We start from the raw sequence: 19,941 nt of genomic DNA on the forward strand, positions 1-19,941 counted from the left end.
TATCTGTCAGCTGTCAGGCGCGGGAGTCGAGAGCGGTGAGGTGGTCCGCGACGACGCCCGCGATGTGCGCGATCGGCTCGGGCAGCGTCATGTCCTTGTGCGAGCAGGCGACGTTCGTGTTGTCGATCCGCCCGGCCACGTACGGCGTCCACAGCTCCGGCACCAGGGTGTCGTCGATGGTGTCGACGGTGGCGCGGAAGAACAGCACGTCGCCCTCGAAGCGGCGGTGGTCGTAGCCGCGCACCAGGTGGTTGATGTGGAGGTAGATCCGGTTCAGCGCCTCGACGGTGGCGTCGTCCAGGCCGGCCAGCGGGCTGCCCTCGCGCCGCAGCAGCTCGGTGACGTGGGCGAGTTCGAGCGGCCGGCCGTCGAGGTCCGCCGGCCCGTAGCCGCCCATGGTGAGCAGCGCCTCCAGGGCCTCGGCCTGGTCCGGGACGGGCAGGTCGCGGAAGCCCTCGGCCGGGTAGGCGTCGAGCACCGCCAGCAGCTCGACGCCGTGGCCGAGTTCCTGCAGCCGGGCGGCCATCGCGTGGGCGATGATGCCGCCGGTGGACCAGCCGAGCAGCCGGTACGGGCCCTCGGGCTGGACCTCCCGCAGCCGGTCGACGTAGTGCGCGGCCAGCTCCTCCATCGTGGCGGGCAGCGGCTCGCCGGCGGTGGCGGCGCCGACGCCCTGCGCCTGGAGGCCGTAGATCGGCACGTCGGCCGGGAGGTTGCGGATCAGGCCGGTGTAGCACCAGCTGAGCCCGCCGGCCGGGTGGACGGCGAACAGCGGGTTGCGCCGGCCGGGGGCGGTGGGCCGCAGCGGCAGCAGGACGTCCAGCGCGTCGGCGCCGGGGGCGTCGGCGGCGAGCGCGGCGTCCAGCGCGGCGACGGTGGGCGCCTGGAACAGCGTGCCGATGCCGACCTCCAGGCCGAGCACGGCGCGGATCCGCCCGGCGAGCCGGACGACCAGCAGGGAGTGGCCGCCGAGGGCGAAGAAGTCGTCCTCGACGCCGACCGCGGGGACGCCCAGGACCTCGGCGAACAGCTCGCAGAGCTGCTGCTCGCGGGGATTGCGCGGGGGCCGCCCGGCACCGGTCTCGGGGGCGTCGGGGGCGGGCAGGGCGCGCCGGTCGAGCTTGCCGTTGGCGGTGAGCGGGAGGCGCTCCAGCAGCACGACCGCGGACGGGACCATGTGGACGGGCAGGTCGGCGGCGGCGCGGGCCCGCAGGTCCTCGGCGACCGCCTGCTCCGCACCGGGGGCGAGGACCGCGTAGCCGACCAGGCGCTTGTCGCCGGGCACGTCCTCGCGGACGATCACGGCGGCGTCGGCGACGGCCGGGTGGGCGGCCAGCACGGCCTCGATCTCGCCGAGTTCGATCCGGAAGCCGCGGATCTTGACCTGCTGGTCGGCCCGGCCGAAGTACTCCAGGACGCCGTCGGCGCGGCGGCGGGCGAGGTCGCCGGAGCGGTACATCCGGGTGCCGCGCTCGCCGAACAGCTCGGCGTACGGGTCGGCGACGAAGCGCTCGGAGCTGAGCGCGGGACGGCCGAGGTAGCCGCGGGCGAGGCCCGCTCCGGCGACGTACATCTCGCCGGTGACGCCGGGCGGGACGGGCCGCAGGTACGGGTCGAGGACGTAGACGCGCAGGTCGGGGATGTTGACGCCGATGGTGCTGCTGGTGCCGGCGGCGGCGCTCGCCCGGTCGAGGGCGATGTAGGAGACGTGCACGGTGGTCTCGGTGATGCCGTACATGTTGACCAGGGTCGGCGCGTCGTCGGCGTGCCGCTCGTACCAGTCGTCGAGGCGGCCGAGTTCGAGCGCCTCTCCGCCGAACACCACGTAGCGCAGGGCCAGTTCGCTGCCCGGGTTCTCCCGGTCGGCGGCGCTGAGCTGGTAGAAGGCGGAGGGCGTCTGGTTGAGGACGGTCACCCGCTCGCGGGCGAGCAGGTCAAGAAAGGCCGCCGGGTCGCGGCTGACCAGGTGCGGGACGACGACGAGCCGGCCGCCGTGCAGCAGGGCGCCCCACAGCTCCCAGACCGAGAAGTCGAAGGCGTAGGAGTGGAAGAGCGTCCAGACGTCCTCGGCGCCGAAGCCGAACCAGTGTTCGGTGGCGGAGAACAGCCGGACCACGTTGTGGTGGGTGACCGGCACGCCCTTGGGACGGCCGGTGGAGCCGGAGGTGTAGATGACGTAGGCGGTGTCCTCGGCCCGGAGCGGCCGGGTGCGCTCGTGCTGGGCCAGCGGGGTCGCCGGGAAGCCGTCCGACTCGCCGCCGTCGACCAGGAGTTGCGGCACCTGGTGGTCGGGCATCCGGGGCGCGGTGGCACGGTCGGTGATCAGCGCGGCGGGGGCGGCGTCGGCGAGCATGTAGGCGAGCCGGTCGGCCGGGTACTCGGGGTCGAGCGGCAGGTAGGCGGCGCCGGACTTGGCGACCGCGAGCAGGCCGACGACCAGGTCCAGCGAGCGCGGCAGGGCGAGCGCGACGATGGTGCCGGGGCCGATGCCGCGGGCCGCCAGCAGCCGGGCCAGCCGGTCGGCGCGGGCGGCGAGTTCGGCGTAGCCGAGCGAATCGCCGCCGCAACTGACCGCGACCGAGGCGGGGTTGGCGAGGGCGGCGGCCTCGAAGAGCTCGGGCAGGGTGGCGCCCGGGACCGAGCCGACGGGGGTTCCGTTCCACTCGACCAGGGCGCGGTGGTGCTCCTCCGCGCTGATCAGCGGGAGCCGGCCGACGACGGTGTCGGGCGCGCCGGCGGCGGCGGCGAGCAGCCGGGCCAGGCGCTCCGCGAGGGCCTGGACGGTGGCCTCGTCGAAGAGGTCGGTGCGGTACTCCAGGAAGCCCGCGATGCCGCCCTCGCGCCGTTCGCCCGCGTTGAGGGTGAGGTCGAACTTGGCGGTGCCGGAGGGGATCGCGGCGATGGCGGCGGTGAGGCCGCCGCCGAGCTCGAACTCCCGGTCGGGGACGGACTGCCAGGCGAGCATGACCTGGAACAGCGGGTGGCGGGCGAGCGAACGGGGCGGGTTCAGCTCCTCGACCAGGCGGTCGAAGGGCAGGTCGGCGTGGTCGTGGGCGCCGAGCACGGCGGTGCGGGCGCGGCCGAGCAGTTCGCGGAAGGTCGGCTCGCCGGAGACGTCGGTGCGCAGGACCACGGAGTTGACGAAGTAGCCGACCAGGGCGGCGGTTTCGTCGGAGTCGCGGCCGGCGACGGGCGTGCCGATCGGGATGTCGGTGCCGCAGCCGTGCCGGGCGAGCAGCGCGGCGAGGCCGGCCTGGACGGCGGTGAACACGCTGGTGCCGGTGGCGCGGGCGAGCGCGGCCAGCGCGGCGTGGGCGTCGGCGTCGAGGTGGAACGGCACGGTGGCGCCGCGGTGGGCGGCGACGGCGGGCCGGGGGCGGTCGGTGGGCAGGTCGAGCTGGTCGGGCAGGCCGGCCAGCGTCTTGCGCCAGTGGTCGAGTTGGCGGACGGCGAGCGGGCTGGGGGCGTCGGCGGTGCCGAGCAGCTGCGCCTGCCAGGCCACGTGGTCGGCGAACTGAACCTCCAGCGCCGGAAGTTCGGGGGCGCGGCCGGCCAGGCGGGCGGCGTAGGCGGTGGCGAGGTCGCGGGCCAGCGGGGTGGTGGAGGCGCCGTCGCCGGCGATGTGGTGGAGCAGCAGGAGGAGGGTGTGGCGGCCTTCGTCCTCGCTGAACAGGGTGGCCCGCAGCGGGGGTTCGGCGCCGAGGTCGAAGGCGTGGCGGACGGCCTCGGCGAGCGGGCCGGCGCCGGTGCCGGTACCAGCGCTGGCGCCGGTGCCGGTGTGCAGCTCGACCGGGGCGGGCGGCAGGATCCGCTGGTACGGCTCGCCGTCGGCGGACTCTCCGTAGACGGTGCGCAGGGTCTCGTGCCGGGCCGCGAGGTCGGTGACGGCGAGCGCGAGCGCGTCGCGGTCGAGCGGGCCGGTGAGGGTGAGGGCGAGCGGGATGTTGTAGGTGGGGCTGGGGCCTTCGAGCCGGTAGTGGAACCAGAGGCCGCGCTGGGCCGGGGACAGCGGCAGGCGCCCGGCGCGCTCGACGGGGACCAGGGCGGGGCGCGGCTCGGGGGCGGAGCGCTCGCGCAGCAGGGCGGCGAGGGCGGCCGGGGTGGGGTTGCGGAAGACGTCGGCGAAGCCGATGGCCGCCCCGAGGGTCTCGCGCAGCCGGGCAGCGAGCCGGCCGGCCAGCAGGGAGTGGCCGCCGAGGTCGAAGAAGTCGGCTTCGCGGGAGGGCAGTTCGTTGCGGTCCAGCAGGTCGGCGAAGAGCCCGGAGATGATCTCCTCCTGCGGGGTGGCGGGCGCGGCGCCGTCGGCGGCGGCGGTGGACCCGGGCTCGGGCAGGGCGCGGTGGTCGAGCTTGTCGTTGCCGGTGCGCGGCAGGTCGTCGAGGACGAGGACGGCGGCGGGCACCAGGTGCTCGGGCAGCCGGGCGGCCAGGGCGGAGCGCAGCGCGGCCCCGTCGAGAGCGGCACCGGCGGCGGGGACGGCGTAGCCGAGCAGGCGCTTGCCCTGCGGGCCGGGGCGGGCGATGACCACGGCCCGGTCGACGCCGGGGAGTTCGCCGAGGACGGCGGCGATCTCGCCGGGCTCGATCCGGAAGCCGCGGATCTTGACCTGGTCGTCGGCGCGGCCGAGGAACTCCAGGGTGCCGTCCGCGCGGCGGCGGGCGAGGTCGCCGGTGCGGTACATCCGGCTGCCGGGCGGGCCGTAGGGGTCGGCGAGGAAGCGCTCGGCGGTGAGGTCGGGGCGGCCGAGGTAGCCGCGGGCCAGGCAGGCGCCGGCCACGTACAGCTCGCCGGTGGCGCCGTCGGGGGCGGGGCGCAGCGAGCCGTCGAGGACGTAGGCGCGCGAGCCGCGCACGACGCGGCCGACGGGGGTGCCGTCCGGGCCGGGGGTCCAGGAGTAGGCGTCGACGGTGGTCTCGGTGGGGCCGTAGAGGTTGACGGGGGCGAGGCCGTCGACGGCGGCGAGGCGGCGCCAGAGCGGGTCGGGGGTGGCCTCGCCGCCGACCGCGATCACGGCGGGGCGGTGCCGGTCCTCGGCCAGCAGGCCCTCGGCGAGCAGGACGTCGAGGTAGGAGGGGGTGACGTCGAGGTAGTCGATCCGCTCGCGGTGGACGTGGGCGGTGAGGGCGGCCGGGTCGCGGTAGGTGTCGTCGTCGAGCAGGTGGAGTTCGTGGCCGTGGAGCATCCACAGCACCGGGTCCCAGGAGGCGTCGAAGGCGAAGGAGGCGCTGTGGGCGATGCGCAGGCGGGCGCGGCCGGTGCGGGCGACGGCGGGGGCGATGTGGTCCTCGCCGTGGCCGGCGTGCAGGTTGGCGAGCGAGGCGTGGGTGACGACGACGCCCTTGGGGCGGCCGGTGGAGCCGGAGGTGTGCAGCAGGTAGGCGGTGTGCGCCGGGTCGGGGGCGGGCAGCGCGGCGGCGGGGAGGGCGGCGAGTTCGGCGCGCACGGCCGGGTCGTCGAGGGCGACGGCGGGCCGGTCGGCGGCGCCGGGGAGGGCGGCGAGGGCCTCGGCGGTGCCGACGGCGCAGACCGGGCGGGTGTCGTCGAGGATGTCGGCGATCCGCTGCCGGGGGTGGGCGAGGTCGAGCGAGAGGCAGGCGCCGCCGGCCTTGAGCACGGCGAACATGGCGACCAGGGTGTCGGCGCCGCGCGGCATGGCGAGGGCCACCGGGGTGCCGGGGCCGGCGCCGAGGGCGGCGAGACGGTGGGCCAGGCGGGTGGCGGCGGCGTCGAGTTCGGCGAAGGTGAGGGCGGTGGCGCCGCTGCGCAGGGCGATCGCGTCCGGGGTGCGGGCGGCCTGCTCGGCGAGCAGTTCGGGCACGGTGCGGGTGGCGGCGGGCTCGGTGCGGCCGGTGGTGGCGCGGCGCAGCGCGTCCTCGTCGAGCAGGTCGATCCGGGCGATCGGGGTGTGCGGGTCGTCGAGCAGCAGGGCGGCGAGGCCGTCGAGGTAGCGCAGCAGGCCGTCGCGGTGGGCGGCGAGCGCGTCGGCGCCGTAGTGGTCGGGGTGGGCTTCGAGGCCGATCCGCAGGGCGCCGCCGGGGCCGGGTGAGACGGCGAGGGCGAAATCGTCGACGGGGCCGGCGGCGAGGTTGCGGACGGTGGCGGGCAGGCCGGCGAGGTCGAGGTCGCCCTCGAAGGCCTTGATGTTGACCATCGGTCCGAACAGGGCGCGGCGGTTGCCGGTCCGGGCGAGGTCGCGGCGCAGGTCCTCCAGCGGGTAGCGCTGGTGGCGGCGGACGTCGCGGACCTCCAGGACGACGCGGCGCAGGAGTTCGGCGGCGGTGTCGCGGGGCCGCACGGCGAGGCGCAGCGGCAGGACGTTGGCGGTGGCGATCGGGGTCCGCAGGGCGGCGGGGCCTCGGCGGTTGGCGAGCGGCAGGCCGAGCACGACGTCCTCGGTGCCGGCGAGGCGGTGCAGGTAGCCGGCGGTGGCGGCGATCACGAGCTCGGCCCAGGTGGCGCGGGCGGCCTTGGCGGCGGCCTCCAGGCGGGCCAGGGTGCCGGCGGGCAGTTCGGCGGCGAGGCGCGGCAGTCCGGCGGGGCCTGCGGGGGTGCCGCCGGGGAGGGTGGCGGGGGCGTCGGCGCCTTCCAGCCGGGCGCGCCAGTACTCGCGGTCGGCGGCGTGGTCCCGGCTCGCCCGGTAGGCGGCCTCCTCGGCGGCGACCTCGGCCGGGGTGGCGAAGGTGCGGTCGGTGGGGCGGGTGCCGGCGGCGAGCGCGGTGTAGAGCTCGGAGACCCGGCCGGTGAGGAGGGTGAGCGCGTAGGCGTCGACGGCGAGGTGGTGGACGCGCTGGTACCACCAGTGGCGTTCGTCGGCGAGGCGGATGAGGGCCTGGGTGAACAGCGGGCCCTCGGCGAGGTCGACGGGGCGGGCGAGGTCGGCGCGCATCCAGGCCTCGGAGGTGGCCTCGGGGTCGGCGTCGGTGCGCAGGTCGAGGTGGTGCAGGGGCCAGGGGCGGTCGGGGGTGAGGCGCTGGTGCGGGGCTTCCGAGCCGCCGTCGTCGGTGACGACGACGGCGGCGAGCGCGTCGGCCTCGCCCACGGCCCGGCGCAGGGCGGTCTCGAAGAGCTCGGCGTCGAGCGGGCCGGTGATCTCGACGGCGTCGCCGGTGTTGTAGACCGGGCTGTCGGGGTCGAGCGCCTGGGCGTACCAGATCGCCGCCTGGGTGGCGAGCAGCGGTACGTCGGCTGCGGCGGGGACGGCGACGGGGTCGGACGCGGCCTGGTGGCGACGCATGGTTCTGAGAGCTCCTCGGGTCCGGCGCAACGGAACGCCTACTGCCTACTTAGGTTAGCCTAAGCTATCTGCATATCGTCTGGTCAACAGCTCGCCGGGAGGCGGGCCCTGACGCCCCCGGAGGCGCCGATGTCCCCCCTGAACGCGAGCGAGCCGGCCGTGGCCGACCCCGGGCTGAAGGAGGCGGTGCGCGAGCGCGTCCTCGCCCACCGGGACGAGCTGCTCGCGCTCAGCCGCCGCATCCACGCCCACCCGGAGACCGCGTTCGAGGAGCACCAGGCCGCCGAGTGGTGCGCCGACCTGCTGCACGCCCACGGCTACGCCGTCACGCCGGGCGCGCACGGCCTGCCCACCGCCTTCGACGCACGCCTGGGCACCGGACCGGTCACTGTCGCCGTGGTCTGCGAGTACGACGCGCTGCCCGGCCTCGGCCACGCCTGCGGCCACAACCTGATCGCCGCCGCCGGCCTCGGCGCCGCGCTCGGCCTGGCCCCGCACGCGGACCGGCTCGGGCTCACCGTCCGGGTGATCGGCGCCCCGGCCGAGGAGCGCGGGGCCGGCAAGGCCCTGCTGCTGGAGGCGGGCGCCTTCGAGGGCGTGGACGCCGCGATGATGGTCCACCCCTGTCCGGTGGAGGTCGCCGACTTCCACTCCTTCGCGCTCGGCACCCTCTCCGTCCGCTACACCGGCCGCGCCGCCCACCCGAGCCTCAACCCGCACGAGGGCCGCAACGCCGCCGACGCGCTCACCGTCGCGCAGGTCGCCCTCGGGCTGCTGCGCCAGCAGCTGCCGCCGCACTGGCGGGTGCACGGCATCACCACGGCGGCCGGGACGGCTCCCAACCTCATCCCCGACAGCGCCGCCGCGGAGTACGAGATCCGCGCCTCGGCGGCCGAGGACCTCGCGGAGCTGCGCGCCCGGGTGGAGGACTGCTTCCGGGCGGGGGCGCTGGCCACCGGGTGCGAGGTCGAGCTGACCCGGCCCGAGCCGGACTACCTGGACTTTCGCAGCGACGCCGGGCTGCTCGCCCTGTGGCGAGCCAACGCCGCGGCGGTGGGCCGCCCGGAGCCGGTCGAGAGCGGGCCGTTCGCCTGCACCGACATGGGCAACGTCTCGCACGTCCTGCCGGCCATCCACCCGGTGCTGGACATCACCGGCGGCGCCTGCGGCCCGCACGAGGCGGCGTTCGCCGAGGCCGCCGTCTCACCGGAGGCGGACCGGGCGATCGTGGAGGGCGCCGTCGCCATGGCGTGGACGGCGGCGGACTTCGCGGCGGCTCGGCGGTGACGGCCGGGGCTGACAACTGACGACTGACAGATAACAGCTGACAGATTTCAGACTCTGTCAGCTGTTATCTGTCAGCTGAAATCTGTCAGCTGTCAGTCGGCGGCCGTCAGCCCCGCTCCGGGACCAGGTGCACCGGTCCCGGCTCGGGCAGCAGCTCGCCGAGCACCGCCGGCGCGGCGCGCAGGGCGGTCACCCCGGCGTCGCGGACCAGCTCCCCGACCTCCCCCGGCCGGTCCGGATCGGCCAGCACCAGCGCCGCCCCGGTCCGCAGCGGCCAGAGGAACTCCCACAGCGGAAGACCCAGTTGGAGCACCCGGTCGCCCGGGCCCAGCCCGTACGAGGCCTGCAGCTCGCGCACCCGGCGGTCCACCTCGGCGTGGGTCGTCCACACCCCCAACGGCCGCCCGCCCGGGCCGTACGCCCGGCAGAGCGGGTGCTGCGGGGTGAGCGCCCGCGGCGGGTCGGTGACCGCCCGGCCCGCCAGTTCGGCTGCGGCCGGCCGCTCGGCGGTCGGCACCCCCTCCCCCAGTACACAGACCGGCGCCGCGTCCGCCAGCAGCCAGGACAGCCGCCCCGGTGCGTCGTCCGGGTCCAGCGGCAGGTACGCCGCCCCCGACTTGGCCACCGCCAGCAGCGCCGGCACGAGGTCGACCGGGCGGGTGAGCGAGAGGCCGACGACCGTACCGGGGCGGGCGCCGCGGTCCGCCAGGCAGCGCGCCATCCGGTTGGCCGCGGCGTTCAGTTCGCCGTAGCTCACCGGCGCCTCGCCGACCGGCAGCAGCGCCGGGGCGTGCGGCGTCCGGGCGGCCTGTGCCTCGATCGGGCCGATCGCCGTGGTCGCCGGCCACCGCTGCGCCCGCGCGGGCCGCTCCGGCCCCGTACCGGGCTCCATCAGGACGCGCCGAGCAGCTCGGCCCAGGCCTCGACGGCCGGGCGCTCCGCCAGCTGCAGAAAGGCCACCTCGGCACCCTCGGCGCGCCAGCGCTCGGCCAGCGCCATCAGCCGCACCGAGTCCAGGCCCCAGTCGGCCAGGTTCTCGTCCAGCGGGATGTCCGCCGGGTCCTCGCCGAGCAGGTCGGCGACCTCGGCCCGGATCCGCTCCACGGTGAAGGCCATGCCCGTCACTTCCCTTCCAGTACGGCGTCGGTGGAGGTGACCACGCCGCAGCGCCCGGCCACCCAGGTGAGCGCGGCGCGGTGCTCGTCCGCGCCGAAGTCGGCGACCGCGTCGGCCACCACGAAGGCCCGCACGTCGCGCATCCAGGCGTCGCAGGCGGTGGCCTGAACGCCGATGTGCGCGTAGACGCCGGTGATCACCAGCTCGTCGCGGCCCTGCTCGCGCAGCAGCTCGTCCAGGTCGGTGCGGACGAAGGCGCTGTACTTCCACTTGGTGAGCAGGAGGTCGCCCTCGGCCGGGGCGACGGCGTCGGCGATCGCCGCGGCCCGCGGGTCGTCCGGGATGCCCGGGCCCCAGAAGTCCTGCTGGAGACCGCGCTGTTCGGGGGTCTGGCCGCCCGGCTGCGCCGAGTAGACGACGGGCACGCCGTGCTCGGCGGCCCAGGCGCGCAGCCGGTTGATGTTGGCGAACAGCTCGGTGACCGGCGCGGCCGCCGTGTCGAAGGCGTTCAGGAAGTGGTTCTGCAGGTCGTGCACCAGCAGCACGGCCCGGGACGGGTCGACCGTCCAGTCGACCCGGTTGGCCGGCAGGTCGGTGGCGGCGGGCATCGGATAGGAGGGGATGCGGGGCAGGCCCACGGCGGTGCGTCCTTAGCTGTGTCAGGAAATTCGGGGAGTTCGGTGAGGGGAGCCCTCAGCCTTGGGAGTTCAGGGGGCTCTGTGGGCTCAGGGCGTGGCGAGGTTGGCGGCGATGGCGGCGCGCAGGTCCTTCTTGCTGACCTTGCCGATGCCGGTGGCGGGGAAGGCGTCGACGAACTCGACGCGGTCCGGCACCTTGAAGTCGGCCAGCCCGCGCTGCCGCACGAAGCGCTTCAGCTCGACGGACTTCGGCGGCCGCGCGCGGTGCTCCTCGCGCAGCACGACGTAGGCGCAGGTGCGCTCGCCGAGGTAGGGGTCGGGCATCGAGACCACGGCCGCGTCGTGCACGGCCGGGTGGGCCAGCAGGTGGTTCTCGATCTCCTCGGCGGCGACCTTCTCACCGCCCCGGTTGATCTGGTCCTTGGCCCGCCCCTCGACCACCAGGTGGCCGGTCTCCGTGCGGCGGACCAGGTCGCCGGTGCGGTAGAAGCCGTCCGGGGTGAACGAACCGGCGTTGTGCTCGGGCGCGTTCCAGTAGCCGCGGATGGTGTACGGGCCGCGGGTGAGCAGGTGGCCAGTGGCGCCGTCGGGCAGGTCGTCGTCCTGGTCGTCGACGACCCGCACCTCGTCGTCCGGGGAGATCGGCCGCCCCTGGGTGGTGACGATGACCTCCTCGGGGTCGTCCAGCCGGGTGTAGTTGACCAGGCCCTCGGCCATCCCGAACACCTGCTGGAGGGTGCAGCCCAGCACCGGGCGCACCCGCCGGGCCGCTTCCTCGCTGAACTTGGCGCCGCCGACCAGCAGCACCTCCAGGCTCTCCAGCCCGGTCGGCCCGCCGGCCTCCCGGCGCCGCTCGGCGGCCTCCAGCCAGAGCAGCGCCAGCGGCGGCACCAGGCCGGTGATGGTCACGCCCTCGCGCTCGATCAGCGGGAACGCCGTCTCGGGGCTGGGCTGCGGGCAGAGCACCACCCGGCCGCCCGCGTACAGCGTGCCGAGCGAACCCGGCGAGCTGAGCGGGAAGTTGTGCGCGGCGGGCAGCGCCACCAGGTAGACGCTGCGCTCGTCCTGGCCGCAGAGCTCGACCGAGCCGCGCAGCGAGTAGATGTAGTCGTCGTGGGTGCGCGGGATGAGCTTGGGCACCCCGGTGCTGCCGCCGGACAACTGGAGGAACGCGACGTCCCCCGGCTGCGGCTCGGGTCCCTCGGCCGGGGAGGGGTCCGCGGGGACCTCGGCCAGCGGCGTGTGCTCGCCGGCGTCCCCGCCGACGACCAGGACGTGCCGCAGCGACGGCGTCTCCGCCCGGACCCGGGTGGCGAGTTCGCGGAAGTCGAAGCCGCCCTCGACGGCCGGGACGACGTAGCCGACGGCCTCGGTGAAGGCGCAGAAGTAGGAGATCTCGGTGTAGCGGTGCGCGGGCAGCGCGAAGACCGGCAGGGCTCCGATCCGGAACAGCCCGAAGACCACCTCGAAGAACTCGGCGGTGTTGGGGAGCTGGACCACCACGCGGTCGCCCCGGCCGATGCCGCGGGCACGCAGCCCGGCGGCCATCCGGTCGGCACGGCGGTCGAGTTCGGCGTACGTCCAGCGGCGGGTGGGGTCCTCGCCGGGCCCGCCCGCCGGGTCGACGACGGCGATCCGGTCGGGGTGGGCGGCGGCGCGCTCGCGCAGCATCGAGCCGAAGGTCTCGCCGCGCCAGTGGCCGGCGGCCCGGTAGCGCTCGGCGAACTCCGCCGGGTACGGCGTGAATCCGGCGAGCACCCGCTCCATCGGGTCGAGGTCGAGCGGTTCGGTCACGAGGGCCCCCGGGGTGGTCAGGTCGCTCACCGCGGAACTCCCGCGGCGTCCAGGAAGGTACGGAACTTGGCGCTGGTCTCGGCGAGTTCGGCCTCGGGCCGGGACTCGGCGACGACGCCCGCGCCGGCGAACACCCGCAGGGTCCGCTCGTCGGCCTCGGCGCAGCGCAGGGTGACGACCCACTCGCCGTCGCCGTCCGCGTCGCCCCAGCCGACCATGCCCGCGTACAGGCCCCGGTCGAAGGGCTCGATCGCGCGGATGGCCTCGCGGGCGAGCGGCGTGGGGCTGCCGCAGACGGCCGGGGTCGGGTGCAGCGCGACGGCCAGCTCCAGGGCGGAGACCGCCGGGTCGGCCAGCTCGGCGGTGATGGTGGTGGCCAGGTGCCACATCGCGGCGGTGCGCACCAGGGTGGGCCGCTCCGGCACGTCCAGGGTGCGGCAGTAGGGCGCGAGCGCGGTGCGGATGGCGTCCACCACGAAGGCGTGCTCGTGGAGGTCCTTGGGGGACTCCAGCAGCGCGGCGGCGCGGCGGACGTCCTCGCCGAGGTCGGCGCTGCGCGGCACCGAGCCGGCCAGCGGGTTGGCGACGACGGCGGTGCCGCGGCGCGAGAGCAGCAGTTCGGGGCTGGCGCCGATGAGGGTGCGGCCGCCGCCGGCCGGGACGCCGAAGGTGTAGCCGCCGGGGTCGCGGCGGGCGAGGCGCTGGAGGATCGCGGGCAGGTCGAGCGGGCGGTCGGCGTGCAGTTCCAGGGTGCGGGCGAGCACCACCTTGCTCAACTCGCCGCCCTGGAGCCGCTCGACGGCCTCGGCGACGCCGGCGCCGTAGGCCTCGGGGGCGGGCAGCGGGCGGACGTCCCAGTCGATCCGGTCGGCGGCCGGGGCGGGCAGCGCGATCAGCGGGTCGTCGCGCAGCGCGCCGCTGGTGCGCAGCCGGGCGGGGACGGCGAGTTCGGCCCGGCTGTCGTGGTCGAACGCCACCGCGCCCACCACCAGCGGGTGTTCGATGCCGTCCCGGCGGGCCCGGGCGAGGGTGTCGGCGACCCGGTCGGCCAGCGGACGCCCGTCCTGGGGCACCCGGGCGTGCACGCCCTCGGCGAGCAGCGTGCGGGTCGGGGAGGCGAAGAACGCCTCGTCGGGCGCGGCCCGATACTGGCCCAGCAGCCCGCTGGCCGCGCCGATGACGGTGTGGTCCGTCCCGGCGGGGGCGTGGTGCACCGTGGTCACCTGGATTCTCCCAGTCTGCGAGTGGTCGCCGGGCGTCGCTCGTCGCGGCGGCCGGCGGGTGGCGGGGTTCGGGCGGCGCGCGCCCCGGTGGGGGTGCGCGGCCCGGGTGGGGCGGCGGTCCGGGCGCTGCTCGTCCCGGGGTGCGGCCCGCGTGGTCGTCCGGGTGCCCGGACTGCCGGGGTGTCAGGCGCGCAGGGTGGCGCCGCCGTCCACGTAGAGGTCGTGCATGGTGATGTGGCGGGCGCGGTCGGAGACCAGGAAGGCCACCGCCTCGGCGATGTCGGCGGGTTGGGCGATCCGGCCGAGCGGGATGCCGACCCGGTAGCTGCCGGGGTCGCCGTCGATGACGCGCTGCTCGGCGGCCGCGGCGTCGTCGTGCCAGAGCGCGCGCTGCATCTCGGTGTCGGTGGAACCGGGCGAGACGATGTTGCAGCGCACCCCGGAGCGGCCGAGTTCCAGGCCGAGGCAGCGGGTGAACATGGTGGCCGCCGCCTTGGAGGCCGCGTAGGCGGCCATCCCGGTGCGCGGCACGCCCGCGGCGTTGGAGCCGACGGTGACGATGACGCCGCCGCCGCGCCCGGCCATCCGCCGCCCGACGGCGCGGGAGGTGTGGAAGACGCCGGTGGTGTTGACGGCGAAGGTGTCGGCCCAGTCCTGGTCGCTCAGCTCGATCGCCGGGGCGGCGCGCAGGATTCCGGCGACGTTCACCAGGATGCCGACCGGGCCCAGTTGATCCTCGATCAGGTCGACGGTGGACTCGACGGCGGCGGCGTCGGCGACGTCCAGCAGGTAGGGGTGGACGGGGCCGTGCGCGTCCGGACGGCCCGACAGTTCGTCCGCGAGGGCGGTCAGCGGACCGGGGTTGCGGTCGGCCGCGGCGACGACGGCGCCGGCGGCGACGAGCGCGCGCGTCACCGCCGCGCCGATGCCCTGCCCGGCTCCGGTGACGATCGCAACGGAGCCGGCGAGTTCGGACTGCTGCACTGAAAATCCCCTCCGACCAGCAACATTAGGCAAGGCTAACCTAACACAGTTGTTCGGGTCCGCCGAGGGGTCGCGCGAGGCCGGACGGCTCCTGCGGCATCGTCAACTCCGCCCGCTCGGGCCGAACGGGGCTCTCCACCCCCCATGACGGTGAATGTAGACGCAACGTTGCGTCCAGTGTTACGGTCTCATCGAGACGCAACGTTGCGTCCACTTTCGCGCCCGGCGGCTCCGACCGCCCCTTCCGCAGCGCTCACCTTCCTTCGCCCCCCAGAGGAGCAACCGTGCCCTCCGCCCCGCCCCGCCTCCCCGGCAGCCGGTTCGCCCCGGCCGCCGTGGCCCTCGCCTTCTGGGTCACCATGGCCGGCACCACCGTCCCGACCCCGCTCTACCCGCTCTACCAGCACGCCTTCGGCTTCTCGACGTTCACCGTCACCGTGATCTTCGCCGTCTACGCGCTCGGCGTCGTCGCCGGACTGCTCGCCCTCGGCTGGCTCTCCGACCAGATCGGCCGACGGCCCGTGATGGTCACCGCCCTGCTGCTCGCCGCGGCCGCGGCCGGGCTGTTCGAGGCCGCCGACTGGCTGCCCTGGCTGCTCGCCGGACGCGTCCTCTCCGGATTCGGCGCCGCCCTGGTCACCGGCTCCGCCACCGCCGCCCTGCTCGACCTCGCCCCGCCGGAGCACCGCCTGCGCGCCCAGACCGTGGCGCTCGGCGCCAACATGGGCGGCCTGGCCGGCGGCACCCTGTTCGCCGGCATCCTCGCCGAATGGGCCGGCTCGCCGCTGCGGCTCCCCTGGACGGTGACGCTCGTCCTCACCGGCGTCGCCCTGCTCGGCCTGCTCGCCGTTCCCGAGACCGTGCCCGCCGAGGTCCGCGCCGCCTCCCGGTTCCGGCTGCGCCTCCAGCCGCTGCACGTGCCGCCCGCGATCCGCCCCGCGTTCCTGCGCGCCGCGCTCGCCGGAGGCGCCGGATTCGCCGTCACCGGCGTGCTGACGGCGGTCAGCGGGCTCTTCCTGGCCACCGTGCTCGACCTGCACCACCACGCGCTGACCGGCCTCGTGGTCGCACTGGCGTTCCTCTCCATCGCCGTCGGACAGCTCCTGGTCCGCGTCCTGCCGCCGGCCCGCGCGCTCCCGCTGGCCTGCGCCGGACTGGTGCTGGCCGCCGCACTCGTCGCCGGCGCGCTGCTCGGCGGGACGCTGCCGCCGCTACTGCTCGGCGCGTGCGTCAACGGCCTCGCCACCGGCACGGCCATCGGCACCGGGCTGGGCACCATCAACGGCGGGGTCGCGCCGCAGCAGCGCGGCGAGACCGTCTCCGCCTTCTTCGCGGTGCTGTTCACCATGCTCTCGCTGCCCGTGATCGGCGTGGGCGTGCTCGTCCGGGAGACCGGCCTGCGGACCGGCGGGGTCGCCTTCAGCGGCGTGGTCGCCGTGCTGGCGCTGGTGATCGCGGCCGGGCTGGTCCGGCGGCCGGGCGGGGCCGGGCGGGTGTCGTCCGCGCGCCCCGAGGGGGCGTGAGAGGATGGCCGCGACCATCGCCACCGGCCCGCAGCCGCCCCCGGACAAGGACCAGCACGCCATCGCCGCCCAGCCCCGCCCCGCCACCGGAAGCCGCGCCGTCGGCGGCCGTGCGTCCGCCGCCTCCGGCGGCACCGGACGGCGCAGCGAGGCCGCGCGCCTGGCGGTGCTGAACGCCGCCGACGACCTCCTGGTGGAGCAGGGCTTCGAGGGCCTCACCATCGAGGGCATCGCGGCCGCCGCCGGGGTCGCCAAGCAGACCATCTACCGGTGGTGGAAGTCCAAGGTCGACATCCTCTTCGACAACCTCGTCCTGGACGCCGGCACCGCCCTGGCCTGGCCCTCCGACACGCCGTGCGACCCGGCCGACCTGCGCGCCTACGTGCACCGGTTCGCGGCCTTCCTGGGCACCGAACCGGCCGGCCAGGTCCTCCAGGCGCTCCTCGGCCACGCCCAACTGGACGCCCGGACCGCCGCGTTGCTGCATGACGGATTCCTGGACGAGCTGCGTGCCCGGGATGTCGCGCACACCGTCGCCTGCCTCGGGCTCACCGCGGACGACCCCGGCATCGACGAGGCCGCCGCACTGCTGGACGCCCTGCTCGCCCCGCTCTACCACCGCGCCCTGGTGCTGCGCCGCCCGCTGGACGCGGCATTCGTCGACGCGCTGCTCGACCAGCACCTGCCGCGCTGACGCGCCGCTCCCCCGGCTCCGCTTCCCCGACTCCGCTCCCCCGACTCGGCTTTCCTGATTCCGCTCCCCCGACTCGGCTTTCCTGATTCCGCTTTCCCGATTCCGCTCTCCCACCCCGTTCGCCGCATCCCGCGCCGACCCCGGCCCGTGTCCACCTCCGGGCCCATTGCCGGCGCCACCGGATCCCCGCCAGGAGTCATCGTGTTCCGTCGCCCCCGGCCGACCTACGACGTGCGGGTCACCGCCGTCACCCCGCTCACTCCCTCCCTGGTCCGGCTCACCTTCGCCGGCCCCACCCTGGACACCCTCGTCATCGAACACCCCACCCAGTGGGTCAAGTTGGATCTTCCCGAGGGCCACTCCCGGGCCTACACCATCCGCCACCACCGCCCCGCCGAACGCGAGGTGGACATCGACGTCGTCCTGCACGGCAACGGTCCGCTCTCCCGCTGGGCCGAGATCGCCCGGCCCGGCGACGCGGCCCGGCTGGCCGGACCGCGCGGCCGCCGCCCCGCCTTCGACGGCGCCGCGCACGTGCTGCTCGCCGCCGACGAGAGCGCCCTGCCCGCCGCGCTCACCATCCTCGACGACCTCCCGCCGACCGTCCCGGTCTCGCTGTTCGTCGAGGTCGCCGACGCCACCGGGTCCGCCCTGCCACTGCCCGAGCGGACCGGCCTGACCGTCCACTGGCTGCCCCGCCATTCGGGCCTGCCGAAGGGCCGCACGCTCTCCGACACCCTGCTCACCACCGACCTGCCGCCCGGCACCGCGGCCTGGCTGGCGGGCGAGGCCCACGCGGTGGCGACCGTGCGCCGCCATCTGCTCACCGACTGGGCGCTGCCGCGCGAACACGTCCACAGCAAGGGCTACTGGAAGCTCGGCGAGGCCGACCACAAGGGCTGACGCATCCTCATATTCCTTGCCTGCGAATCCTGGCGGCCGCGACGGCGTCGGTGTACAGCTCGGTGGTCAGGTCACCCTCCGCCACCCCGAGCCCGGCCAGCACCGCCCGGACGGCGGCGAGCGCGGCGGGCAGCTCGCGCTCGTCCGCCGCGGCCGTCTCGACCTCCAGGAACACCCCGTCGAGCTCGGCCACCCGCACCAGCGTGGCGAGGACCCGGCGGCCCTCGCGCTCGAACGCGTAGGTGCGGCAGCGCTTTTCGAAGACGAGGCCGGGCCGGTGGCCGAGGCCGCGCACGATCGCGTGCGCGGCCTCACCGTCGGCCACCCAGGTCTCGTGCTCCGGCTTGGACCCGGACGCCTCGTCCACCCGGGCGCCCTTGTAGGTGAGCAGCACCGTCCGTCCGCCGTCCGCTCCGGCCACCTCACGGATGCGCAACTCACGGTCATAAGCTGCGAGTTGCCCGTCCGGCGTGTCGTAGTAGGTGTCCCGGTACACCTCGACGCGCCCCGGGCCGTACGCGTCCTCCAACCGGCGCAGCACCGCGTCGGGTTCGCGCAGGAGCGCCTTCAGCTCCGCCTCGATCACCCTTGGCCGCCGCGGTGTGCCGCCAGCCGGTACGGGCCCAGGAAGTACGAGAGGGCCGCGAGCGAGGCGCCCTCGGCCACCTCGCCCGTCGCCAGCAGCTTCACCACCTCGGCCTCGGGCAGCCACTCCACCCGGCTCGCCTCCGCCCGGTCCACCGGCTCGCCGATCCGGGTCGCGCCGGTGGCGTGGAAGCAGTGGAAGTGCATCGTGGAGATCCCCGCCATGGCGTCCAGCCGCGTCAGCGGCACGACCTCGCCCGGCCGCCAGCCGGTCTCCTCCTCGACCTCGCGGGCGGCCGCCTCCGCCGGGTCCTCCCCGGGTTCCACCCAGCCGGAGGGCAGCTCCCACCCCCAGCGGCCGGTGATGAAGCGGTGCCGGTACAGCATCAGGTAGCGCCCGTCCCCGTCCGTCACCACGGCGTTGGCGCACTCCTTCGGCATCCGCACCACGTGGTGGTCGACCCGGCCGACGCCGGGGATCTCCACGTCGTCCAGCCAGAGCTCCACCCACGGCGACCCGTACACCTGCCGCCGCCCGCGCACCGCCCACTCCGCCACTGCCCGCACCCTCCGTACGCCGATCGTCCCCCGACCCTCTCACGCCTTCCGGCGTGTGCTCAGCGCGAGGCGGCGGGGGTGCGGGTGGGCGTGGACGCAGGGGTCCGCGCGGTGCCCGGGGCGGAAGCGGCGCCCGGGGCGGAAGCGGCGCCCGGGGCGGAAGCGGCGCCCGGGACGGAAGCGGCGCCCGGGGCGACGGCCGTGCCCGGGGCCGCGGTTGCGCCGGGGACGGGGGCGAGGCCCGTGCAGCCGCGCAGCCCGTCACGGCGCTTGAGCGCGGCCGCGGCCTCGGCACCGGACTGCGGCACCGGCACGCCCTTGTCGTCGATCGTCGCCGGGGCGAACGCCTCGCCGAGCACCTTGCCCGCCGGGCTGACGGTCAGCGTGGTGACGCCGCTCTCGTTGGAGTTGGCGTAGTTGGAGGTGCCGTACCAGAGGAAGTTGCCGAAGCCGTACCCGATGTAGGTGTCCCCGATCATGCCGGCGCCGAGCATGGTGTGCGCGTGCGTGCCGACCACGGCGGTCGCGCCCGCGGCGGCGAGCTTCTTGGCGACGGCGGTCTGCGCGCCGGTCGGGCAGGCCTTGCCCTCGTCGCCCCAGTGCAGGTAGACGAGCACCACCGGTGCCTGCCGCTTCGCCTCCCCGACCGCCTTGAGCAGGGCGGCGGTGTCCAGTGCCGAGGCGATGCCGGGCTTGTTCGCGCCGGCCCGCCACTTCTGGTTGGTGAGGTCCTCGACCTGGCTGGCCGCGACCACCGCGACCTTCACCCCGCGCACGGTGGTGACGTACGGGGCATACGCCTCCTGGGCGTTGCGGCCGAAACCGACGATCGGGACGGGCGAGGAGGCCTTCGCGGCGAGGGTGTCGGTGAGGCCGTCGGCGCCGAAGTCGACGGCGTGGTTGTTGGCGAGCGAGACGACGTCGACGCCGGAGTCCTTGAGCGCGGTGAGCGCCTTGGGCGAGGTGCGGAAGGTGTACGTCTTCGGCTCGGGGGCGCCGCGGTCGGTGATCGCGGTCTCCAGGTTGAGCACGGACAGGTCGGCGGCGGAGAGGGTCTTGGCGATCGGGCCGAGCGCCGTCTCGGGCGGCTGCACGGCGAGCCGGGCCTCGGTGCGGCCCTCGAAGTGGACGTCCCCCGCGAACGCCACCGTGATGCTGCCGTCGGGGCGGGGCGCCGTACCGTCGCCGGACGCCTGGTCACCGGAGGAGTCGGAGGCGCCCGGGGAGGCCTTTCCGGCGGCCGCGTCGGCCGCCGCCTTGGCGGACTTGGAGGCCTTGACGGTGGCCGGATCGGGGTCGTCCGGTCCGCAGGCGGCCACGGGTATCAGCCCCAGCAGCAGGGCGACGGCGGCCGCGGCACGGCGCATGTGTGCTCCCCCAAGGTCGGTCCGGAAGCGGTCAG

At 75.7% G+C, this 19,941-nt stretch carries 14 protein-coding genes; 4 read left to right on the top strand and 10 right to left on the bottom strand.

Annotation, left to right across the window (positions count from 1 at the left end; translation table 11 throughout):
• Positions 1–13: 13 nt before the first annotated feature.
• Positions 14–7,234: an amino acid adenylation domain-containing protein gene (locus ACFC0B_RS38195; RefSeq protein WP_376097248.1), complete on the bottom strand. Its 7,221-nt coding sequence runs from the start codon at positions 7,232–7,234 to the stop codon at positions 14–16.
• 129 nt (positions 7,235–7,363) lie between these two features.
• Between ACFC0B_RS38195 and ACFC0B_RS38200 the strand changes: the two genes are divergently transcribed.
• Positions 7,364–8,521 (top strand): M20 family metallopeptidase, encoded by a 1,158-nt coding sequence (locus ACFC0B_RS38200; RefSeq protein WP_376097251.1) that lies wholly within the window; start codon positions 7,364–7,366, stop codon positions 8,519–8,521.
• A 106-nt stretch (positions 8,522–8,627) separates the two neighbouring features.
• Here the strand turns inward: ACFC0B_RS38200 and ACFC0B_RS38205 are convergent, their stop codons facing one another.
• The 6 genes from ACFC0B_RS38205 to ACFC0B_RS38230 form a co-directional block, all read right to left on the bottom strand.
• Positions 8,628–9,413, bottom strand: a complete 786-nt coding sequence (locus tag ACFC0B_RS38205) for an AMP-binding protein (RefSeq protein ID WP_376097254.1) — start codon at positions 9,411–9,413, stop codon at positions 8,628–8,630.
• Positions 9,413–9,637 (bottom strand): phosphopantetheine-binding protein, encoded by a 225-nt coding sequence (locus ACFC0B_RS38210; protein ID WP_030391815.1) that lies wholly within the window; start codon positions 9,635–9,637, stop codon positions 9,413–9,415. Before ACFC0B_RS38210 ends, ACFC0B_RS38205 begins: the two co-directional genes overlap by 1 nt.
• 5 nt (positions 9,638–9,642) lie before the next feature.
• Positions 9,643–10,275, bottom strand: a complete 633-nt coding sequence (locus ACFC0B_RS38215; RefSeq protein ID WP_376097257.1) for an isochorismatase family protein — start codon at positions 10,273–10,275, stop codon at positions 9,643–9,645.
• A gap of 87 nt (positions 10,276–10,362) precedes the next feature.
• Positions 10,363–12,042: a (2,3-dihydroxybenzoyl)adenylate synthase gene (locus tag ACFC0B_RS38220; protein WP_376097333.1), complete on the bottom strand. Its 1,680-nt coding sequence runs from the start codon at positions 12,040–12,042 to the stop codon at positions 10,363–10,365.
• 53 nt (positions 12,043–12,095) lie between these two features.
• Positions 12,096–13,298 (bottom strand): isochorismate synthase DhbC, encoded by a 1,203-nt coding sequence (gene dhbC / locus ACFC0B_RS38225; protein ID WP_376097335.1) that lies wholly within the window; start codon positions 13,296–13,298, stop codon positions 12,096–12,098.
• 177 nt (positions 13,299–13,475) lie between these two features.
• Positions 13,476–14,309, bottom strand: a complete 834-nt coding sequence (locus tag ACFC0B_RS38230; protein ID WP_376097260.1) for a 2,3-dihydro-2,3-dihydroxybenzoate dehydrogenase — start codon at positions 14,307–14,309, stop codon at positions 13,476–13,478.
• Between the two features lie 251 nt (positions 14,310–14,560).
• Here ACFC0B_RS38230 and ACFC0B_RS38235 point away from each other — a divergent pair, with 251 nt between their 5' ends.
• The 3 genes from ACFC0B_RS38235 to ACFC0B_RS38245 all read left to right on the top strand — a co-directional run bounded on the left by ACFC0B_RS38235 (position 14,561) and on the right by ACFC0B_RS38245 (position 17,396).
• Positions 14,561–15,799 carry an MFS transporter gene (locus tag ACFC0B_RS38235; protein WP_376097263.1) on the top strand — a complete coding sequence of 413 codons (1,239 nt, stop codon included), beginning with the start codon at positions 14,561–14,563 and terminating at the stop codon, positions 15,797–15,799.
• 4 nt (positions 15,800–15,803) lie between these two features.
• On the top strand, positions 15,804–16,493 hold the full coding sequence (locus tag ACFC0B_RS38240) for a TetR/AcrR family transcriptional regulator (RefSeq protein WP_376097266.1): 690 nt from the start codon (positions 15,804–15,806) through the stop codon (positions 16,491–16,493).
• A gap of 201 nt (positions 16,494–16,694) precedes the next feature.
• Positions 16,695–17,396 (top strand): siderophore-interacting protein, encoded by a 702-nt coding sequence (locus ACFC0B_RS38245; protein WP_376097269.1) that lies wholly within the window; start codon positions 16,695–16,697, stop codon positions 17,394–17,396.
• Between the two features lie 7 nt (positions 17,397–17,403).
• On the opposite strand, the gene ACFC0B_RS38250 is transcribed toward ACFC0B_RS38245, so the two are convergent.
• From ACFC0B_RS38250 to ACFC0B_RS38260, 3 genes are read right to left on the bottom strand one after another with little or no spacing between them, the layout of a single operon-like run.
• Positions 17,404–17,982, bottom strand: coding sequence for a class IV adenylate cyclase (locus tag ACFC0B_RS38250; RefSeq protein WP_376097272.1), 579 nt, complete (start codon positions 17,980–17,982; stop codon positions 17,404–17,406).
• The gene (locus ACFC0B_RS38255) at positions 17,979–18,539 is read right to left on the bottom strand and encodes an NUDIX domain-containing protein (RefSeq protein ID WP_376097275.1); all 561 of its coding nucleotides are present in this window, start codon (positions 18,537–18,539) and stop codon (positions 17,979–17,981) included. The genes ACFC0B_RS38250 and ACFC0B_RS38255 overlap by 4 nt, the downstream gene beginning before the upstream one ends.
• A gap of 59 nt (positions 18,540–18,598) precedes the next feature.
• A complete protein-coding gene (locus ACFC0B_RS38260) occupies positions 18,599–19,906 on the bottom strand; it encodes a CapA family protein (protein WP_376097278.1) in 1,308 nt (435 codons plus the stop codon).
• Between the last annotated feature and the right edge of the window lie 35 nt (positions 19,907–19,941).

Origin of the sequence: Kitasatospora sp. NPDC056184 (genome assembly GCF_042268405.1) — a bacterium.
Taxonomy (GTDB): domain Bacteria; phylum Actinomycetota; class Actinomycetes; order Streptomycetales; family Streptomycetaceae; genus Kitasatospora.

Excerpts from the sequence above, each read along its gene's own strand:
- ACFC0B_RS38195 (WP_376097248.1), bottom strand. The coding sequence starts at position 7,234 with ATGCGTCGCCACCAGGCCGCGTCCGACCCCGTCGCCGTCCCCGCCGCA.
- ACFC0B_RS38200 (WP_376097251.1), top strand. The coding sequence starts at position 7,364 with ATGTCCCCCCTGAACGCGAGCGAGCCGGCCGTGGCCGACCCCGGGCTG.
- ACFC0B_RS38205 (WP_376097254.1), bottom strand. The coding sequence starts at position 9,413 with ATGGAGCCCGGTACGGGGCCGGAGCGGCCCGCGCGGGCGCAGCGGTGG.
- ACFC0B_RS38210 (WP_030391815.1), bottom strand. The coding sequence starts at position 9,637 with ATGGCCTTCACCGTGGAGCGGATCCGGGCCGAGGTCGCCGACCTGCTC.
- ACFC0B_RS38220 (WP_376097333.1), bottom strand. The coding sequence starts at position 12,042 with ATGGAGCGGGTGCTCGCCGGATTCACGCCGTACCCGGCGGAGTTCGCC.
- ACFC0B_RS38240 (WP_376097266.1), top strand. The coding sequence starts at position 15,804 with ATGGCCGCGACCATCGCCACCGGCCCGCAGCCGCCCCCGGACAAGGAC.
- ACFC0B_RS38260 (WP_376097278.1), bottom strand. The coding sequence starts at position 19,906 with ATGCGCCGTGCCGCGGCCGCCGTCGCCCTGCTGCTGGGGCTGATACCC.